This is a genomic window from Neobacillus sp. GCM10027624, from assembly GCF_042675345.1.
Lineage (GTDB): Bacteria > Bacillota > Bacilli > Bacillales > Cytobacillaceae > Neobacillus > Neobacillus cucumis_D.
This window is the reverse complement of sequence record NZ_JBHTHD010000002.1, coordinates 427166-445594: the sequence shown is the minus strand read 5'-3', so window position 1 is coordinate 445594 and position 18429 is coordinate 427166. Positions and strand designations below refer to the sequence as shown.

General features: G+C 31.8%; 15 protein-coding genes. 12 read left to right on the top strand and 3 right to left on the bottom strand.

Going from position 1 to position 18429, the window contains the following annotated elements:
* Positions 1 to 569 precede the first annotated feature (569 nt).
* The 3 genes from ACFQZ9_RS02110 (at position 570) to ACFQZ9_RS02100 (ending at position 3400) form a co-directional block, all read left to right on the top strand.
* Positions 570 to 788, top strand: coding sequence for a hypothetical protein (locus ACFQZ9_RS02110; RefSeq protein ID WP_498942106.1), 219 nt, complete (start codon positions 570 to 572; stop codon positions 786 to 788).
* A 262-nt stretch (positions 789 to 1050) separates the two neighbouring features.
* A complete protein-coding gene (locus tag ACFQZ9_RS02105) occupies positions 1051 to 1911 on the top strand; it encodes a hypothetical protein (RefSeq protein WP_498942105.1) in 861 nt (286 codons plus the stop codon).
* Positions 1904 to 3400: a hypothetical protein gene (locus ACFQZ9_RS02100; protein ID WP_498942104.1), complete on the top strand. Its 1497-nt coding sequence runs from the start codon at positions 1904 to 1906 to the stop codon at positions 3398 to 3400. Before ACFQZ9_RS02105 ends, ACFQZ9_RS02100 begins: the two co-directional genes overlap by 8 nt.
* Before the next feature lie 1050 nt (positions 3401 to 4450).
* Here ACFQZ9_RS02100 and ACFQZ9_RS02095 read toward each other — a convergent pair.
* Positions 4451 to 4789: a hypothetical protein gene (locus tag ACFQZ9_RS02095; protein WP_498942103.1), complete on the bottom strand. Its 339-nt coding sequence runs from the start codon at positions 4787 to 4789 to the stop codon at positions 4451 to 4453.
* Positions 4790 to 5303: 514 nt separating this feature from the next.
* Between ACFQZ9_RS02095 and ACFQZ9_RS02090 the strand changes: the two genes are divergently transcribed.
* The 9 genes from ACFQZ9_RS02090 (at position 5304) to ACFQZ9_RS02050 (ending at position 15238) form a co-directional block, all read left to right on the top strand.
* Positions 5304 to 5582, top strand: a complete 279-nt coding sequence (locus tag ACFQZ9_RS02090) for a hypothetical protein (RefSeq protein ID WP_498942102.1) — start codon at positions 5304 to 5306, stop codon at positions 5580 to 5582.
* Positions 5583 to 6265: 683 nt separating this feature from the next.
* Positions 6266 to 6664: a hypothetical protein gene (locus ACFQZ9_RS02085; RefSeq protein ID WP_498942101.1), complete on the top strand. Its 399-nt coding sequence runs from the start codon at positions 6266 to 6268 to the stop codon at positions 6662 to 6664.
* A 194-nt stretch (positions 6665 to 6858) separates the two neighbouring features.
* Positions 6859 to 7137, top strand: a complete 279-nt coding sequence (locus ACFQZ9_RS02080) for a hypothetical protein (RefSeq protein WP_498942100.1) — start codon at positions 6859 to 6861, stop codon at positions 7135 to 7137.
* Positions 7138 to 7469: 332 nt separating this feature from the next.
* Complete coding sequence (locus tag ACFQZ9_RS02075) at positions 7470 to 9074, top strand: RelA/SpoT-related domain-containing protein (protein ID WP_498942099.1); 1605 nt, start codon at positions 7470 to 7472, stop codon at positions 9072 to 9074.
* A complete protein-coding gene (locus ACFQZ9_RS02070) occupies positions 9061 to 10203 on the top strand; it encodes a DGQHR domain-containing protein (protein WP_498942098.1) in 1143 nt (380 codons plus the stop codon). The genes ACFQZ9_RS02075 and ACFQZ9_RS02070 overlap by 14 nt, the downstream gene beginning before the upstream one ends.
* Before the next feature lie 1023 nt (positions 10204 to 11226).
* Positions 11227 to 12594 carry a DEAD/DEAH box helicase family protein gene (locus ACFQZ9_RS02065; protein WP_498942097.1) on the top strand — a complete coding sequence of 456 codons (1368 nt, stop codon included), beginning with the start codon at positions 11227 to 11229 and terminating at the stop codon, positions 12592 to 12594.
* Positions 12595 to 12609: 15 nt separating this feature from the next.
* Positions 12610 to 12783, top strand: a complete 174-nt coding sequence (locus ACFQZ9_RS02060; RefSeq protein WP_498942096.1) for a hypothetical protein — start codon at positions 12610 to 12612, stop codon at positions 12781 to 12783.
* A 3-nt stretch (positions 12784 to 12786) separates the two neighbouring features.
* Positions 12787 to 14778, top strand: a complete 1992-nt coding sequence (locus ACFQZ9_RS02055) for an AAA family ATPase (RefSeq protein WP_498942095.1) — start codon at positions 12787 to 12789, stop codon at positions 14776 to 14778.
* 1 nt (position 14779) lies between these two features.
* Complete coding sequence (locus ACFQZ9_RS02050) at positions 14780 to 15238, top strand: DNA phosphorothioation-associated protein 4 (protein WP_498942094.1); 459 nt, start codon at positions 14780 to 14782, stop codon at positions 15236 to 15238.
* A gap of 22 nt (positions 15239 to 15260) precedes the next feature.
* Here ACFQZ9_RS02050 and ACFQZ9_RS02045 read toward each other — a convergent pair whose 3' ends face one another.
* Together ACFQZ9_RS02045 and ACFQZ9_RS02040 are read right to left on the bottom strand one after the other, a co-directional pair.
* Positions 15261 to 16604 (bottom strand): ribbon-helix-helix domain-containing protein, encoded by a 1344-nt coding sequence (locus ACFQZ9_RS02045; protein WP_498942093.1) that lies wholly within the window; start codon positions 16602 to 16604, stop codon positions 15261 to 15263.
* A 223-nt stretch (positions 16605 to 16827) separates the two neighbouring features.
* Positions 16828 to 18411, bottom strand: a complete 1584-nt coding sequence (locus ACFQZ9_RS02040; protein WP_498942092.1) for a ribbon-helix-helix domain-containing protein — start codon at positions 18409 to 18411, stop codon at positions 16828 to 16830.
* Between the last annotated feature and the right edge of the window lie 18 nt (positions 18412 to 18429).

Sequence of the window (18429 nt, the reverse complement as noted above, 5' to 3'; positions counted from 1 at the left end):
GTACCACCTCTGAAATAGTTTATACCACCGAATGACAGACTTTTTACCACTGCAATCTATCTGGTGACACAAGATATAAAACCATAGTTTTGAGAATCAAAATGTTATAAAAAATTGATTGACTTTCAATAAGATTAGTCTTCTGCAAACGGTCCGGATTAACTCTTGTATTACTTAGTAGACATATACTGCTCAGCAATGATTTCCATAATTATGTAAAATTAGAACAAAAATCTTCTATTTTCTGGTATGATTTTTATATAAAGATACCTTAGATTGTGAAAAGTTTCACTTAAAGTAACGAAGCAGTTTAGTTGAACAAGGATTAGCTAAAAATACTCAACTGTTTATAAATCACCTAATAACATAGAGTGATTTGTTGAAGAGGATATGCCAACGATTGGGATATTTAATAGAGATTCTTTAGAAGCAAACTGGTACATAAAACATTAGATATTATTAATCATGGCAATTGTAAACAATTTACTTTTCTTACTCCTTTCGTTAAAATTTCAAGTATAGACCAAGTTTACAGAATTTAAAATATCTTCTCGGAAAGAGGTAAAAATATGGTTTGGTTGAAAAACGGCAAACTAATATCAGATGCAGAAAGTAGAGAACTTATTTCTAAAGGATATCAATATGTCGAAGGTGTTTTGCTGTCATCCGATGATGTAAATGACTTAATAAAGTCTGGGTACACTAGACCACATTTAGCAGAAGGCTTACGATATACTTTTACTTCTAAAGAAAAGAAAAGTCTTGGAATTTTAGGGTTGGAGTTTTAGGTGTTGGCTTGGTTTCATGGGGAGCATGGAATGTTGGAAAGTTTGCAAAAATTAAATTTGATAATATAAAAAAGAAAAACCCTACGGACTGTGCCAGAAGGTAAACAGCTTAGCTTATTGAAAGAATATCTTGAGCAGAATGATATTGTGCCGATAAAAGGAGCAACTACATATTGGTGTATATATAAGGTTCTTAAGCTTGACTCAAGCAAAGAAGATTAAAACTCTACTACAGTAATAAACTATGAGGGAAGGCAATCACATGTTCAATGCAAAGTTAAGAAAAAATGCAATCGACAATTATAATGCAGCGGTTGAACGTTATGAAAAAGTCGCCAATGATTTAGGTGAAAATACGAATGTTCTTTATAAAGTGCGTGAAAAAGCTTTAAAACTTGTTAAATTAATAGAAGAACGAATTAATAAATTAGCAAACACTCCAAAGGAATTCAAAGTAACACTTAAAAAAATTGAAATTGAAGTGGAAAATTTTAAGACAAAACAACAAGAAATTAAAAAGGCAGAAGTTGAAGCAAAAGCAGCTGCTGGAGGTTCTGGAGCGGGTGCAACTTTAAGTGCTCTTGGAGTTGCTGTAGCGACAATGGGTCCAACAGCAGCAATGGGCATTGCCACTACTTTTGGTGTTGCATCAACAGGTACTGCTATCTCTACTTTATCAGGAGCGGCTGCGACTAATGCTGCATTGGCATGGCTTGGTGGTGGTGCATTAGCAGCTGGTGGTGGTGGAATGAGTGCAGGTAGTGCATTCCTTGCACTAGCAGGACCAGTAGGTTGGACAATTGCTGGTGTTATGCTTGCAGGTTCGGTTGGTTCAGGCTTGTTTGCCAGTCATAAAAACAAAAAAACTGCGAATAAGCTAATTGCTGAGAGAGAAAATCTCGAGAAAATAATTAGAAAATTTAACAATATGAACTCAGAAGTCAAGGCATTGGTGGAAACTACCAACACTCAAATTACTGGAGTATCTAAGGCAGAGAAAGCTTTGATTGGAAGTGATTATAGTCAATTCTCCAAAGATGAAAAACTACAAGTTGGATTGCTTGTGAATTCAACTTTAACTTTGTCACAACTAATCAATAAGGAGCTAAAATTAGATGCTTAGTGAACAGTCTATTGATAATAATGTTGAACAAGGGATTGCTTCATACGTCGATTATTTAAATAATATCCGATTAACAGATCTGATGAATACATTAGAATCAATTCTTACTAGTGAAACAGATAAATTATCAGACTTAGCTACTAAATCAGCAAATGCATTATCAAATCTAGATTGGGCGAAAACAGAAATCGATAATCTTATCAATATTAATCGTGGTGGAGATACTGGAGTACATGGTTTTATTTCAGAGTTTGCTGAAACGGGTATAAGAAATGCAAGAGATGTTTATCAAGGACTACAGAAAAGTGTAGTCCTATTAAATGATAATGGACCTGCAGATATTCTACTTCAAGGCAAAGAAGTGCAAATGAAGTTTTATGCCAATATCTTAGAAGCGATTAAGCAAGCATCCAATTATGATAAAATGAGTATGATTTTTCCAAAAGACCATGTGGAAGTCATAGAAAAAATTATGAGCGGAGCAAAATCTGTAGAATTTAATGGAAATTTCTTGTCTAACTCCCAAATCAATAATATTAGAAAAGCCATTGAAGATGAGAGTGCTCTGCGTGGCGTTTCTTATGATAAATGGTTGGAATCATCAGTTCTTGAATATAAAGATGTTCAAAAAGGAACAATTGACCAAACGTTATCAGGGGAAGTAAATGACATAAATAAGCAAACTGCTCAACAAAAATCTGATATTAAAAAAGAAGCGGATAGCGATAGATTAAGCGCCCAACAAGAAGCACAACCAAGTTTCGGAGAAGCATCTAAAGTTGCTGGAATAGGTGCAGCAGTACAAGGTGGGTTCAATCTAGGGATCTTTGTCTATCAAAAGCATAAAGATGGAAAAGAAGTCTGGGATTTTGATATTGAAGATTGGAAAGAGTGTGGAGTCAGTACAGCTAAAGGTGCTATTAAAGGTGGAATTTCTGGATATGCAATATATGGATTAACCAACGTTTGTCACCTTGCTGCACCAAGTGCTGGTGCAATTACTTCAGGAACTTTTGGGTTAAGTAATGCCATTGTCAAATATAGAAAAGGTGATGTTGATAGAGATGGATTTATTGATTTAGTAACACTAAATGCCATTGATGCAACAGGGGCTGCTATTGGTGCTGCTATAGGACAAGCAGTTATACCAATTCCAGTTGTTGGTGCTTTGGTTGGCTCAATAGTTGCAACCACAGCACTAAGTCTTGGAAAAGGTGTCCTAAGCAAACACGAAATAGAAGTTATTAATCTTTATCAAGAAAAAATTAATGCATTTGTTGATAAATTGAACAAAGAATACCAAGTAAAACTAGATGAGCTTTTGAATAAATATCATAAACTCGGGGAATTGCAGCAATACTCGTTTGACTTCAATATCAATGTTCAGCTAAGATTTGTTTCTTCTATTAATTTAGCGAAGTCAGTAGGAGTACCAGAGGAAAGTATTCTCAAAAATGAAGATGAAATTGATGAATACTTTCTATGTTGATTTGTTCCCACACACGAGTTGGATATGTTCCCGCAAACGACCGTCAATAAAAATGGGGCATAAAAATTCGATTTTGATAGCTATCCTGACCTCTCAAGGCATGTTGAGTGTGGAAACATTCTAATAAAATTAATGACGGTTAAACCATAAAACGGCATCGGAAAGTAATATTTACCAATGCCGTTTTTGCCTCTTAAATAACCACGGTGAACTATACCACAAGTTAGGTAAGATAGAAGAATTTCAATCTTAATTAATTAATCGCCATTTTCTGAAAAAGTTTATAAGTTAAACATTGATTGCTGAACAGTACAACGATACTATTTTACAGAAAACGTTAATCTATATTCGGATTCGATACTGGAAATCATAAGCCTAATTCCTCGGTGAAAATAAGGAAGATTAGACTTTTTCACTCCACAATCCTTGATATTTTTCTATTGGTAAACGCGTTGACAGCAAGTAGTGAATTCATGGAAATCTCTGGTAAAAACCAAAGCAGAGGTGGTACATTCTTGTGGCTGTAATAACTTTTTTTCATGCCTATATTTAATTGTAAAACTAAATAGGATAATAAACGTCGGATGAGGTGATTCGCTTTGGCCTTCTTTTTTTCGTTTTAGAAATATGTTCATTTCAAAATAAGATATTAAAATAATGAAGAAGGAATACGAAAGGGCCTTCTGCTCATATTAAAAAAGGATTCTAATCAAGGTTTAGGTAAATAATTTGTCTAAACGCTTGTCAATATCCACCCAGCGGGTTGCTGTAGAAATTTTAAACGATCAATGTTTCATTATAAAATTGATACCTATTATATTTTTTATGATCTTTTGACAAAATTAGCGTTGCTAAATCAATTCCAAAAGTATTTGCTAATCTTTCAATATATATTTTGAGTGTAGGATTAATCATCGATTGCGAGTTTGAATTAAACATAAGATGATAAAAAGAAGCCCAAAATACCGCAGCTTCAGTAAATGTTATGTCACTTAGTGGTCCTGTAATTGACAAAAATTTAGTTTCAAAAAGCCCTTTAGAAATATGTTCTTACATCATTACACTACAGGATGAAAGAAATAGCCTTCTATTATTCATTTCATTTTCAAACATTTGATTTAGTTCATCAAAAGATACTTCATTATTTTCTAGGGTCAAATCAATTCCAAACGGATCACCATGACAAGATAAGTGAAGATACTTGAAATTAGATTCCTCAAATTTTCTAATCATTATTTTTAATTCTTCCCTAGTCCTAATATAGAAGTAGTCAACTTCTACACCTAATAACTTAAGCATTTCAGTAAGTATTTTCCCCTCAAAAATCCCTTCTTCTTCTTGTTCAAAATATAACGATTCAATGATAAAAACACTTGGTTTTAGCTTCAAATTTCCTCCCCCTATAAACTAACTTTAGTTATCCCTAATGCGTGCTCACTTTTGTTTGACCATGAGCGGTTAATATGAAAAAATCATCCCAATAGAAATATACAACAAATAAAGATAAATCTCCTGCGTTTTTGTGAATAATCCCCAGTACCAATTTTGCACTCCTATGAAATCGCCTTCTGGACTTCTTTAATAAGGGTAGCTTTAGGTGAGTAAGAGATACTTAATTTTCTATTGTTGCGCAGTAAAACGATATTAGCCACTAAATATATATTTAACCGAGATCACATTTTTGATGTGATCGTTTTTCATGTTTGACACGTTAATCTTTCGAAGAAATCTAGCAAACTACAGATTGTGCCAGAGGCACTGAATTTCAAACATCTTGATTTTCTGTACGGTGAGATAATTCATATTTGTGTATAAATTCGGACATTAAACATGGTATAATTTAGCAAATGAGAACAAACGTTAGCCAATTAATGTTAAGTTATATAACAAGGAGGAAATTAATATGGGAATATTTGATATTTTTAAAAGGAAAAGTTGGGAAGAAGAGGATGCATATACAGGTGAGACTCCACCTTGTCCACGATGTGGAGAGTCATTAACTAAAAAATATGTTTATAGTGAAATGTACTGTACAAATTGTAGATATGATTTAGATGGTGACGACGATGGTAATGATGAATCTTTAAGTGTTTACGAAGCTGCAGAGATTCGGGCTTCACACGGAAAAGATGAAGATTACATGTTTGGGTATACTGAAAAAGAATTGGAAGATGCTTTATAAACAACAGGACCCTCCCGGCCAGAACGGCCGGGAGGGTACCTATTTGTCTTGGTTTAATAAGAACGACGAAAAACTAACATTTTATTTATTGCACAGTACAAGGAAAAAGTGCAATACGAATGTAGAAGAGTGGTTTACCGAATTAAGGGTAACCACTTTTTTTGTTAACAGATTATAGTTAATTATTGGAGGGATTTTACAATTAATGTCGAAGTATGTATTTGCTTGTTCTTTTAAAATGGATTATGTGAAATATGATTAGCTTGTAATGGGAATTATTAATCAGTTAGAGAAGGATGATTCATAATGATATATACGTTTTATAAAGATGAAAATGGTTATGAGCAATGGCTACTTGATAACAAATCTGGCTATGTTTTTAATCATTTTGGTACTGCTGAAATGAATAAAATGCATCATGCTAATTGTTACACATTGCATACGACAAAACATAAAGGATCAAGGACGAACTATGAAAAAGTTTGTTCTATAAATTATTTAGAATTAGAGCAAGAGGCCAACAGAGTAACTAGGAACGAATGGAGTAAATGTAGGACCTGTTTTTAGGCTATGTTCTTTACATTAAAGATAAATACTGTCACTTATGTATGAAACGCTTAAAGAAGATATTTATTTAGAAGAGAAAAGTGGAGGAAATAAATAAACAAGTCGGAGGAATTTCGATGAACTCACTAATCACCCAATGTAAGAAAAAGGGTAACGGACTACCTAAAACTCATCTTACTGAACTAAGATCATCTTTCTACCGCCTGTCAATAGAAGAAAATGAATTAAAGGACGGTTACTCCTATTTTCCAGTTGGAATGAAACGGAATGCACGGATTGGCAAAATAGCATTTGATAATACAGGCAGAATATACTTGGAATTTAATTATGTTAATTTTGATGATGCATTACCTGAACTAGTAGAGAAACTTTGGAAATTAGATGACAGCGACCGTCAAAGGCTTCATGCAGGAGGAGTTTCGTATTGTTATGTTGGAGAAGATATTAAACATGCAAAATCATTAATTGAATTAGCAATTAAGACTCATAGCATTTTGAATGGGGATAAGCTTTGACAACAATGATTGTTTCAAATTTAGTAATAATACAATGAACTTACATTCATTTATTGCCCCACTTTAATTAATGAAACAAAGTAAATTTTTGATATGAAGTAAACTTTTGACTAGTTCTAGACTAAACATCTTAAAGGATTAGAGAAAGATACTATATATAAATTTAGTATTTTAATATTTGGAGGATGGAATAATTGGAAAAATTTATTGAGTTTGAAGGTGCAATTAATCATTTAGGAAATTCATATCTAGAGAAACTGAAAGATGATAATTACTCCATAAAAAGTAAAAACTTAACCATCTTTGGTCCTAAGACAGATAAATGGGGTAAAGTATTCCTAAAATCTAATAGAATTGAGATAGTCATTGATTTACCCAGGTCAAGATACACTGCAGAAAGTATTTCTGCCAGACTTGGATTAGAGAAAGTGTTAGCTAATGGTAAAATGAATAGCGTGCCTGACCCCCGGTGAGCTAAATCGTTAATGTCCTGGGGGTTAGGCACCGAATTTTATGTACACCCTAGTTCTTAAAACTTTAAGATATCAACGTTTCAAATTCTCTCAGCTATTATTTCTGGGGGTTTTTTTTATGTCTGAAAAGTACTTTGAAAACGAAAATATTTTTGATCATATTTGACCGCAAATCATGGTTCGATATACCTTTAAAAATTCTCCACTATTATTATCTTAAATTATTTGGTAAAATTTTCTTTGATTTAATAAATGATAAATAATTTAATAAGTAGTTTTTTAAAGAAAGGTTTGCAATCTAAAAAAATTGTCCCAAATATGAGGTGTTACATGTGGATCAACATTTAATTGATTTTATCCATCGGAGTAAAGAAAAAATTATTGAAAATAAGGATAATTTACAGAAGGTAGAAAAAAACATTAGTGAGTATGTAGATAATAGGTTTTTAAAAAGTATTGCTATGAAAAATATTTCAATACATACTAGAATTAAAAATGAAGATAGCTTGGGCGAAAAAATAATAAGAAATAAAGTTTTATTATTTGAAGAAATAGAACCGGAAACATTTATTAACAATCTTAAAGATATTATTGGATTACGATTAGTCTGTTTGTTAAATAATGATGAGAAAAAATTATATGAGGAAATACAAAAAATTTTCAACCACCAAAATACTGAACATTTGGGCTTCTTTGAATTAGAAGAGGTTGATAGAAGTACAGGTTATCTTCTAATAAAACACGGCAAACAACCAGAGAAACAAAAAAATGGAAAAGAAATCTATAAAATGGAATGTCTTTGGATAGAAAATGGACAAACTACTCCTGTTGAGTTACAAATTAAATCTTTAGTACATATGTTTTGGGGCGAACTTGAACATAAACTTATATATAAAAATTATGCATATGATGAACAACAGGGCTTTTACAAAGATATTATTAATTCAATTAATGATTTACTATCTAATATAGATTCTCAATTAACTACAATAAATACTCACTTGCAAGAGAAGGGCACTAAGGAACAAAAATTAAGAGCAAAAGAGATGCTTGCAACTGAGTTTTATATAAATTTACAAGGAAAATTAAATACTCTATTAATTGATTATGATGTCGATTTTAGAGAGGTATATGTATTGTTATCACAATTACTATCACTAGGGAAAAATTATAAAGCAATTGTACAGCTATTATCTACACAATTTACCAACTTAGCAACAATAAACATTTCTGAAGAAAACTTTGAGTTTACGGAGGAAGAATTAAGAATTGAAAGAGAGGATCATTTAAAATCCTTAGGTCAGATAATATCTAAGTTAATATTATCACATGATGTAGTGTGGAGGGTTTTATTTGGGCTTTATCATTTAATGGAACAAAATGAAACAGTTAAGGTGTCTTTTAAGAATTTTGTGGACAAATTAAATGATACTTTCAATCTAGTTATAAGTGAAAAAGTATCTGAATTATATGAGTTAATAAAAGTTGAAATTGTTGATTCTGTGATTTTACCTTCTATTACAAAAGGTCTTGTAAGTGCATTTGATCAATATTTAAAAATGGACTTTTTTATTGAGAAAAAGAAATTGAACGTGGTATTAGAAACAACAGAAGAATTTATAAATTTTTTGAATTTACATTATGAAAATTATAGGAATAAAGAAAACTATGATACAAATCAAGATCTTAATGAGTTACTAGGTCAAAAATTAAAGCTTCAAATTCTATTGAACTTATCAACAAAAGTTGATTTGGATGAATTAACTGATTTTAAAACAAAGCTACTTACAAATCCGGATTGGGTGTTTGAACTCGATTATGATAAAATGGATGAACTTTTTAAGACTGAGTTAACACTAGAAGATCGAAGTAAATTAGTTCAAGTCTTAAATACAAAAATAGAAAGAAATGGGGAATTTCAAAATGATCAAAGCTGATTTTATCCCATTAAATCAAAAAGATATTCAATTATACCTTGTTAAATTGACGGTTGAGGAATTAATTCATAATTCAATTGTTGCTGTTTTTAATTCGGTAACAGGAGAGGGATATCAGAGACCACCTATTCCGTCTCACTATAAAAAAATTGCTCAGTATTTAGAGAAGGAAGATAGAGTTCTTTTACCACTTGGAGTATTAACTGCAACTGATCCTGATAAAGTAAATATTAAGGATGGCCATTTGCAGATAGAAGGTCCCTTGAGAATTGTAGATGGTCAACATAGAATTGAAGGATTTAAATTTCTGGCAGCTAATAATCCAAATCGCTATGAACAATTCAAATCCTTTGAATTACCAGTGACTATAATGGTGATAAATGAAGAACATGAAGTAGATGAGATGGATACGTTCATTAACATCAATAGTAAGGCAAAAAAGATAAGTACAAACCTTGCAATACGTTTAAGACATGAAAGGAGAAAAGACAAACAGTACTTGAGGAGTTTAGACGAAATAATAGAGGATATTGCAATTAAAGTAACAAAGTTATTAAATGAGGATTTAAAGTCTATCTGGTATAATGCAATAACAATTGGACCTGATGAAAAAGGAAGAATAATAAGCCTAAATGCCTTTAGAAAATCCTTAATTCCGCTTATAGAGCTGTTTATTTGCTATTATCGAGATCCAAAAGATGAGGAAGATTCCTATTTTGTATTTGACGGAGGAGGGTGGCAGCCATTAGATTTAAATGATGATCTAATACCTGTTTTAGAGGAGTATGAAGAGAAATTTGTTTCTCTAATTAAATCCTATCTGGATTCTACTTGGAGAATAATTTGGAAAAAATGGAGCTCATGCTTTAATGTTTACCAACCATACTTCGATAGAGACTACAATATACAAAAAGGAATTGGCTTGTATTCATTACATTTAGTGTTACAAGATTGTCTAAAATATGAAGAAAATGTTCAAGGCGCGTTATATCAATTTGAAAAGATTATAGATAATACTACGGTTCTTACAGAAGATTGGGAGTCAGGTGGCACTTTTAGTGGGAACAACTCTCAAGCAGGTTTTAGAATAATTGCGGATAGGATTATCGATATAAATAATCTAATATAGGGTCTTTTAAATAAAAAAGGAATTAAAAACGGATGGTAATTAAATATTTAATAAGAGTGTTTTGGGATTAATCGGGGTGAACCATATCATAAGTAAGTGAGTTTTTTTTTCAAAACAGCACCTTAATGAGAATAAAGGTGCTGTTTTTTGGCATTTTAATTAGGTTATATGAACAGCTCTCAAGGCTTCATTATCTTGAAAGGCTCTGAATACTTTTCGTTTGGAATCTGGTATTGGGTGCCCGACCACCGGCCCTTTAACATTTTGATCATTTCAATTAGGAAGCTTCAATATATATTTTCTATGGTTTCATACCAGAATATAAGAATTATCAACATAAAATAATTAAAGTAGGAGTGTACTACAAAATGGTACACCTTTTTGAGAACGCGTTAAACATTGTATAAATCTTAAAGTAAATAAAAAGAAATAACATTTTTCTGTAGAATTAAATTAGTTAAAAAGTCTCGTTTTAATAAGAAGCTAAAAGGTTTTCGCTGAAAAAAAAAGTAGGTACCCATTTTAAAGATCATTCAAGGCTACTGGATGGATTCTTCCACTTATCCAGACGGACTCGGTGACAATAAAGAATCGGAAAGTACAGTTGTAACAGGTTTTAACGGCATAATCCGAATTTTAGAAACATATTTAAGTCTCACTTCACCTATTGCATCAGAAAACATACCGGTCAAATGGCAGTAATATAATATTTGTAGCAACTACAGATGAAAATGAACAAGCTATCAGATATATAAAGGTTTTACTAATAATGCAGAAAGAGGAGTTTTAAATGATTTAACACATTTTTATACTTTAGGAACTAATCGTTATAATAGAAATATTCACGAAACCACCAAAAAGAGAGGTTCACTAATCCCTCTTTTTGCTTATTTGGGGTGATTATGTATCTTTATAATGTATTCAGTTATAATTAAAATAGTAATATAGAATCATTAATTTAAAAGGATTTTATGAATTTAAATACATCATTATATAAGATATTTTAAACAGGAGGTTAAGTCGTTGCAAAATGAAATTTCTCCTTATATTCCCCCTGTTATAAAAATAAGAGAATACCAACAGGAAGCTATTCGAAATTGGTTTAGAAACAATTGTCAGGGTCTTTTGGAAATGGCGACGGGGACTGGAAAAACGATAACAGCGTTAAGTGCTACAGCAAAATTATGGGAAGTAACTAAGCGTTTAGGAGTAGTGATCGTTTGCCCTTATACCCATCTAGTGGACCAATGGGTAAAAGATATTAAATGGTTTGGAATGTCACCTATTGTAGCTTATCAGTCGAAATGGCTATGGGAAGATAATTTACAATCAGAAATTAGTGCTTTTGAATCTGGAATCATAAACCACTTTTGCTTAATTACCACAGTTGCAACGTTCACTTCAAAAACGATGCAAAATATTTTACAAACTTTGAATTCTGAGGTTCTTTTTATAGCAGACGAGGCACATCATCTTGGTGCTAAAAAGAATAGAGAGTGTTTAGTTTCAGCTATACCGTACCGTTTAGCGCTTTCAGCTACGCCAAACCGTTGGCATGATGAAGAGGGAACAGATGAGTTAATTGAGTACTTTGGAAATTCGATTGTTTTTAAGTATGGTTTAGATAAAGCAATTGGTGAATTTTTAACAGAATATTATTACTATCCACATATTGTTTACCTAGACGAGGATGAAAGCGAATACTATTTTGAAATTACCAAAAAGATTGCAAGAATGTCTGCTTTTAATGATTCGATCGATGAAAATGAGTCTCTACAATCACTAATGATTGAACGTTCGAGGATTATCAGCAGGGCACGGAATAAGCTAAGTGTTTTAAAGGAAATAATGAAAAGCCAAACAGATTCAAAATTCAACATCGTCTATTGTGGTGATAGTAAAATAGATGGTGAAAAACAGATAGATTCAGTAACGAAAATGCTAGGAAATGAATTGGATATGGATGTTCACACCTTTACATCACGAGAAACTAAAGAGGAAAGAAAAGAACTTTTGGAGAGATTTGAAAGTGGAGAACTGCAAGCGTTGGTTGCGATCAAGTGTTTAGATGAAGGAGTAGATGTTCCTGCAACTCAGACGGCCTATATTCTTGCTAGCAGCACTAATCCTAGGGAATTCATCCAAAGGCGCGGAAGAGTATTAAGAAAGCATAAAAACAAACAATACTCATACATTCATGACTTCATTGTCGTTCCTAGGCATCTAGAAGAAATACAAACACTAGAACCTTCATTGTTTAATACGGAGAGAAACCTAATCAAGAGAGAATTGGCAAGGTTTTCAGAATTTGCTGATTTAGCGATTAACGGTCCGTTGGCCCATGAAAAACTAAATAAACTTAAACATGCCTACCAGTTAATCGATATATAAAGGAGTAGAAACTTGATGAATGTGGAAAAAGAAAAAGTCCAAAGTATTCTTATTAAGCTTCCTGAAGAATATGCGTTTATCCTTAAGGAGATATTGGAAGCTGAAAAAGAAATTTTACATAGAAAAAACCTTCAGGGAACAAATATCACAGGAACTATTATGGATATTGTGAAAGAACGGGTGAAGTAAATAATGTTATTACATGAAATAAAGTTAAAAAACTTTCGTCAATATTTTCAAGAACAAGGAATAGAATTTTCTAGATCATCAAATCGAAATGTAACGGTAATTCATGGTGAAAACGGCTCAGGTAAAACAGCCCTATTAAATGCTTTTAGTTGGTGTTTTTATGGAAAATTAGACTTACCAAATGCTAAAGATATTATTAATGAGCATGCGGTTAAAGTGGTAGAACCAAATAAAGAAGTTGAATGTTCTGTTAGTATTAAATTTAGTGACCATGATAAAATGTATAACTTAAAGAGAAGGGTAGTGGTCCGAAAAGACCGGAATGGTTCAGTTTATTACGGGGAACCTGAGGTATTTTTAGACTATAAAAGAAATGGTAATTTAGAAACTATTTCAAATCCAACTGATGAAATCAATAGAATATTACCGGAAAACCTAAGAACGTATTTTTTCTTTGATGGGGAAAGAATTGATAACCTGTCAAAAGACAATAGTGCGGGTGAAATAAAAAATGCCATCAAGAAAATTATGGGTCTAGAAATTCTTGAGCGTGCCATTAAACATACAGGCGATGCTAGCACAAGATTTAGAAGTGAATTGAAGAACTATGGAGATCCTGAGACAATTAATCTTATCGAAGAAATTGAAAGGTTAGAGACGGAAAAACAGGAATTCGAGAGTCGGAGAGAACTTCAAGTAAGTAACTTAGAAGTTACAAAAAAGCATATTAAAGAAATCGAAAACAAGCTTAAATTTATAGAAGGCTCACAACAATTACAAAAAGAAAAAGAACAGAAAGACGATGAACTAGACCAGGTTCAATCAGATTTAAAGAAGGTTCAAAAAGAAATTAGAGAGGCAGTTAGTAAAAGTGGATATTTAGCATTTAGTTATACAGCTATTAATCAATCAGAAAAAGTCATTAATGAAAAAGAAAGTGAAGGTTTTGGCATACCTGGTATTCGTTCATCTTCATTTATTGATGATTTAATTGAAAGAGGAAAGTGTATATGTGGAGTTGAAATTAAAGAAGATTCCACTCACTATGAGCATTTACTAAAGATCAAGGAATTTCTTCCTCCTCAAAGCCTAGACAGTGCTATTATTAATTTTAAGTCTGGAATTAAGATTGTTAAAGATGCACGTCAAAAATTTTATGAACACCTTAAGGAACTAAAGCAAAAAGAAATAAAATTACAAGGTATAGAAAGAAGACTAAGAGAAGAAATTAACGAAATTAAATCGCAGCTTAATGAAAAGGACTCCGAAGAAATTTCGGGTTTAGTGAACAAATTAGAAAAGCTAGAGGAAACACAGAGTCAAACGGAAAGAGAAATTGGTGGAATTGATCTAAAAATTAAGCAACTATCCACAAAACTTGCTGAAAAAGAAAAAGAACAGAAAAAAGTAAGTTCTATCGCAAATAAAGCCCAATTGGCCCAGAAAAGAATCGAAGCGTGCCATACGTTAATTAAGACTATGGAAGACATTTATAATATACGTGAAGGGCTTGTAAGAGAACAATTGCAAGAAAGAATCACCCGAGTCTATAAACAATTTTTAAGGAAAGGATATGAGATTACGCTCTCTGATAAGTATGAATTAAATGTTGTTAATCAGAACAATAACAAAGTAGGAATGTCTCAAGGAGAGAGACAAATTACGAGTCTTTCCTTTATTGGTGCAATAGTTGATTTGGCAAGAGAACAATTTAAAAAGGAAAATAAAAGTGCGTTTGAAGAGGGGGGGATTTATCCTCTTGTAATGGATTCACCATTCGGAGCCCTGGATTCTGACCACCGTGAAAGGATTGCTAAGGGTATTCATAAATTATCTGATCAGGTAATTGTTATTGTATCAACTTCACAATGGCATGGTGAAGTTGAAGGGCAAATGAAAGAACTAATCGGAAAAGAGTATCATTTAAAATATAACGACCCTAGAATTAATAAAAATCAACCATATGAATTTACGGAAGCGATTGAGGTGAAATAGGGTGTATAGAAGAATTAGAAGGCCGAAAGATCAAGAAGAATTATATTCAAAATTAACCGACCAAGGAGAGTTTGGAATTTTCTCCACGTATAAAGATGTATTCATGGCAGCCGGGGTACTTGGGTTTATTGAAAAGAAAAGAAGAGAGTTCACAACCACCCTTGAAGGAATTAATTGGAATATCTTTAATCTGGAGACTGATGAAACAGTCATTAACGCTGTAGCTATTAGCGAAAGCGGGGATCCTAAACTTGTTAATACAGATGAAGATAGCTTTGATGCAAAGATGGAGATCTTTGAAGAATATGCTGCTGGTGGGGTAGAAATCTTATACAAAAGGGTAATGGAAGATCCTAAAAAAGCATTAAATCTATATATTGAGTTAATTATGTCGATGGAAGCAGAAACAAGTGCAAAAGAAAGAAATTTACGCGATATAGCGGATTTATTAACTTTTTAAAAGGCGGGAGGAAACCCGCCTTTCAGTTTTTTAAATAAACATTTAGAGCTTTTTCGATCAATAATGACCGACTTACTCCTTCATGCTCTGCTGCTTTATTAAGTTGAAATAATAAATTCTTCTTAATGTAAATACTTATTTCGGTTGAATCACTACTTATTTGAAGTTTTTGATTTTTCCTTTGTTCCCATTGGTCAATCATTTCCTTTAAGCATGTCAACTCTTCATTATTAAAAATGTCAGTACTTGTAGCTGAAACGGGTTTATTTATCTGCTTATATGGGCTTGATTTTTTTTCCAGAACATCATCTTTTTGAGTAGCGTTTGTGTTTAATACATCGACCATATTTCTCTCATTCTCATCATCAACATGTTCAATGGCTGAATGAAATTGGTTATTGCTTTTTATTAAAGGATTGTCTTTATCACTTAAGTTTAAATCAAATCCTCCAAACTGTAGTTCTACTTCTAATAGTCCTGTATTTAGATTTCTTTCCTTGAGATCTCTGACAGTTATTTTACCAGAAATAAGTTCGTCTGCTAAATTTTTTACAAGTTCACTTCTCTGATCTTGGGTCCATATATTAAATACCCGATCAAACCGATACTTATTATTTTTAAGTTCTTGTCGTAAGTTAATGGTAGTTATGTTAAAAGATTCAACCACATCCTTCATTGAAACACCTTTATTTAATTCTTTAACAATGGTTGAAAGTTTAGGTGTAGGTTTACTCCATATCTTTTTAGTTAAGTTATATTTATAATTGTACTTTTTAAGGTATTGTTCAAGATTTTTTACAAAAGTAATTCTATCAAAATTGTCTTTAACATATTTTCTTGATAAATCATAAGGGGAGAATCCTTGATTAAGCTCTTTTACTAGATATTCACATAGTTCTTCTTTACTCATTTTTGTCCAATAATTCATGAAACTATAGTATCGAAAGCCATTAAATGCCAATAGGTCTTTTAATTTCGTTGGAGAAATATTATATTCTTTTGCAACTTGTTCTAGTAGAACACCATCGTTAATAACATCCACAACGAGGTCTAAACTGTTGCTTAACTCTTTGCTTTTATCAGGTTTGGATTCTGAATATAGAAGATTATTATCTAATTTGCTTGTCTGATTTGTTTTCTTTTGATTGTTTCCAGAGTTGTCTTGTTTAAAATCTATTCCATTATAATTTAAAGTAGTCTGTGCTTTATCAAGTAATTCCTTGATTTGTTGGGGAGTGACATTATATTGTTTGGAGATTTTTTCAATTGAATAGCCTTTATTTAATAAAGTCTTAAATTCACTAGCCAATTGTTCTTCTGTTTTATTATTTTTTATATACTCGTTGAGTATCCCTATTATATCCAAGCTATACATACATCCTTTCAAGGCAGGTAGGATTGGTTATTAGAGTAGTTTAAAATTCTTATATTTTAATTATAAGGGTAAGTTAGGGGTTAATAAATAATGTTTATCATAATTTTTAAGGGAGAAGTATTTCAAAAATACGTGAACTGAAATGTTGTTGTGAAAAAGGAGTTTTAATCAACCTATAAAGTTTAAGAGGCGGTATAGACCCGCCTCCTAGTTACTAGTATATTAAATAAGCCTTTAATGCTTCTTCTATAATCAAGGAACGGCTTATTCCTTCTTGTTCAGATGCTTTAGTTAATATTGATAATAATTCAGAACTAATAAAAATAGTTGTTTCAACTTTTACATTACTAACATTTGCTTCCTCTTCCTCTTCCTTCTTTTGCTTCCAAAAATTTATCATCTCTTTAAGAGTAGAAATTTCATCTTCATTTAACTTTTCTTTACTTTCAACAGTAGCTTCAGCTTTTATTTCTTCATCTATAGCAAGTAAAATATTTTCTTCTTCCTCTTCCTGCCTTAACATTTCTGCAGTAATTAAGTGGTGTGTTTTTAACCTATCAGTAACTGTTTCATTGTTTAATTGTTTGTTGGTTTTAGTGGTAAGAGGAGTATCGTTTGAATTGCTACTTTTTTCGAGTTTTTTATATGCATGACCACTGTGCCTAAGTTCAATTTCTAAAATTTTTACGTTAACATTTTGTTTTTCAAGATCCTTAAATGTAATCTTACCATCATACAGATCTTTTGCTAATTTCTCCACCAATGTTCTTCTACTATCTTTAGTCCAAACCTTAAATAAAGCATCATACCGGTAATTATTATTTTTTAGATCAAGCCGTAAATTTGCTGAGGTAATATTAAACAACTCTGCTACAAATTTCATGAGTTTGCCATCGTTTAATTCATTAACCGCTAAAGGAAGTTGATGATGAAGAGACACTTTTTCTATGGTGTTTTTATTAGCTTTATTTGCCGATTTGTTCTTTGAACTACTACTGGATTTTTTTGTTTGCTTAGGTGTATGTGTGTTTTTCCACTTTTTGGAGAATCCATAATATGTGTAACCAGCGATAGCAAGGATATCCTTAACTTGGTGCGTAGAAAGATTATGCCTTTCAGCAACCTTTTCAATAGAATTGCCTTTATTATTTAAAAGAGCGGCTAATTCGTCAGCAAGTTGTACGGTAGTGTATTGATTTCTTTTTTCAAAGGATGACATAAAATTTTTGTAACCATTCGTACTTAAAATCTCTTTTATTTTTTCAATTGGAAACTCATAAAGTTCTGCAATTATTTCAAGAGATTTTCCTTTATATAATAGAGTTACAAACTCGTTAGCAAGTTGTAAATCCGTTTTAGTGTTCTTTTGAGGTATTTCTGATGTTTTAGCAGTTAGTTTAGTTTTCTCCTCATTAGTGGTAATCACATTGCTATAGCCTGTATTGATGAGAATTTCCTTTACTTTTTCAACAGGGAAATTGAATTTTTTAGATATGTCGTAAATAGACAGACCTTTATTTAAATGAGATATAAATTTGGCAGCAAGTTGTATATCATTTTTATTATCTAAATCTTTATTGAAAGATGGGAGTGTATTAATGTTTTTTTCATTGGATTTACTATTTGGTTTACCAGAATTTTTAATAATCTCACGAATTCTTTGCGGTGCAATCTCATATAATTTCGCTATATGTTCTAGAGAATTTCCTTTATTTAATAGTTTAAGGAACTCATTAGCAAGTTGTTCATCGGTTTTATTGTCTTTAATAAAATCGTTAAGCATTCCCAAAATATCCATTATTCTACTCCTTTTTTA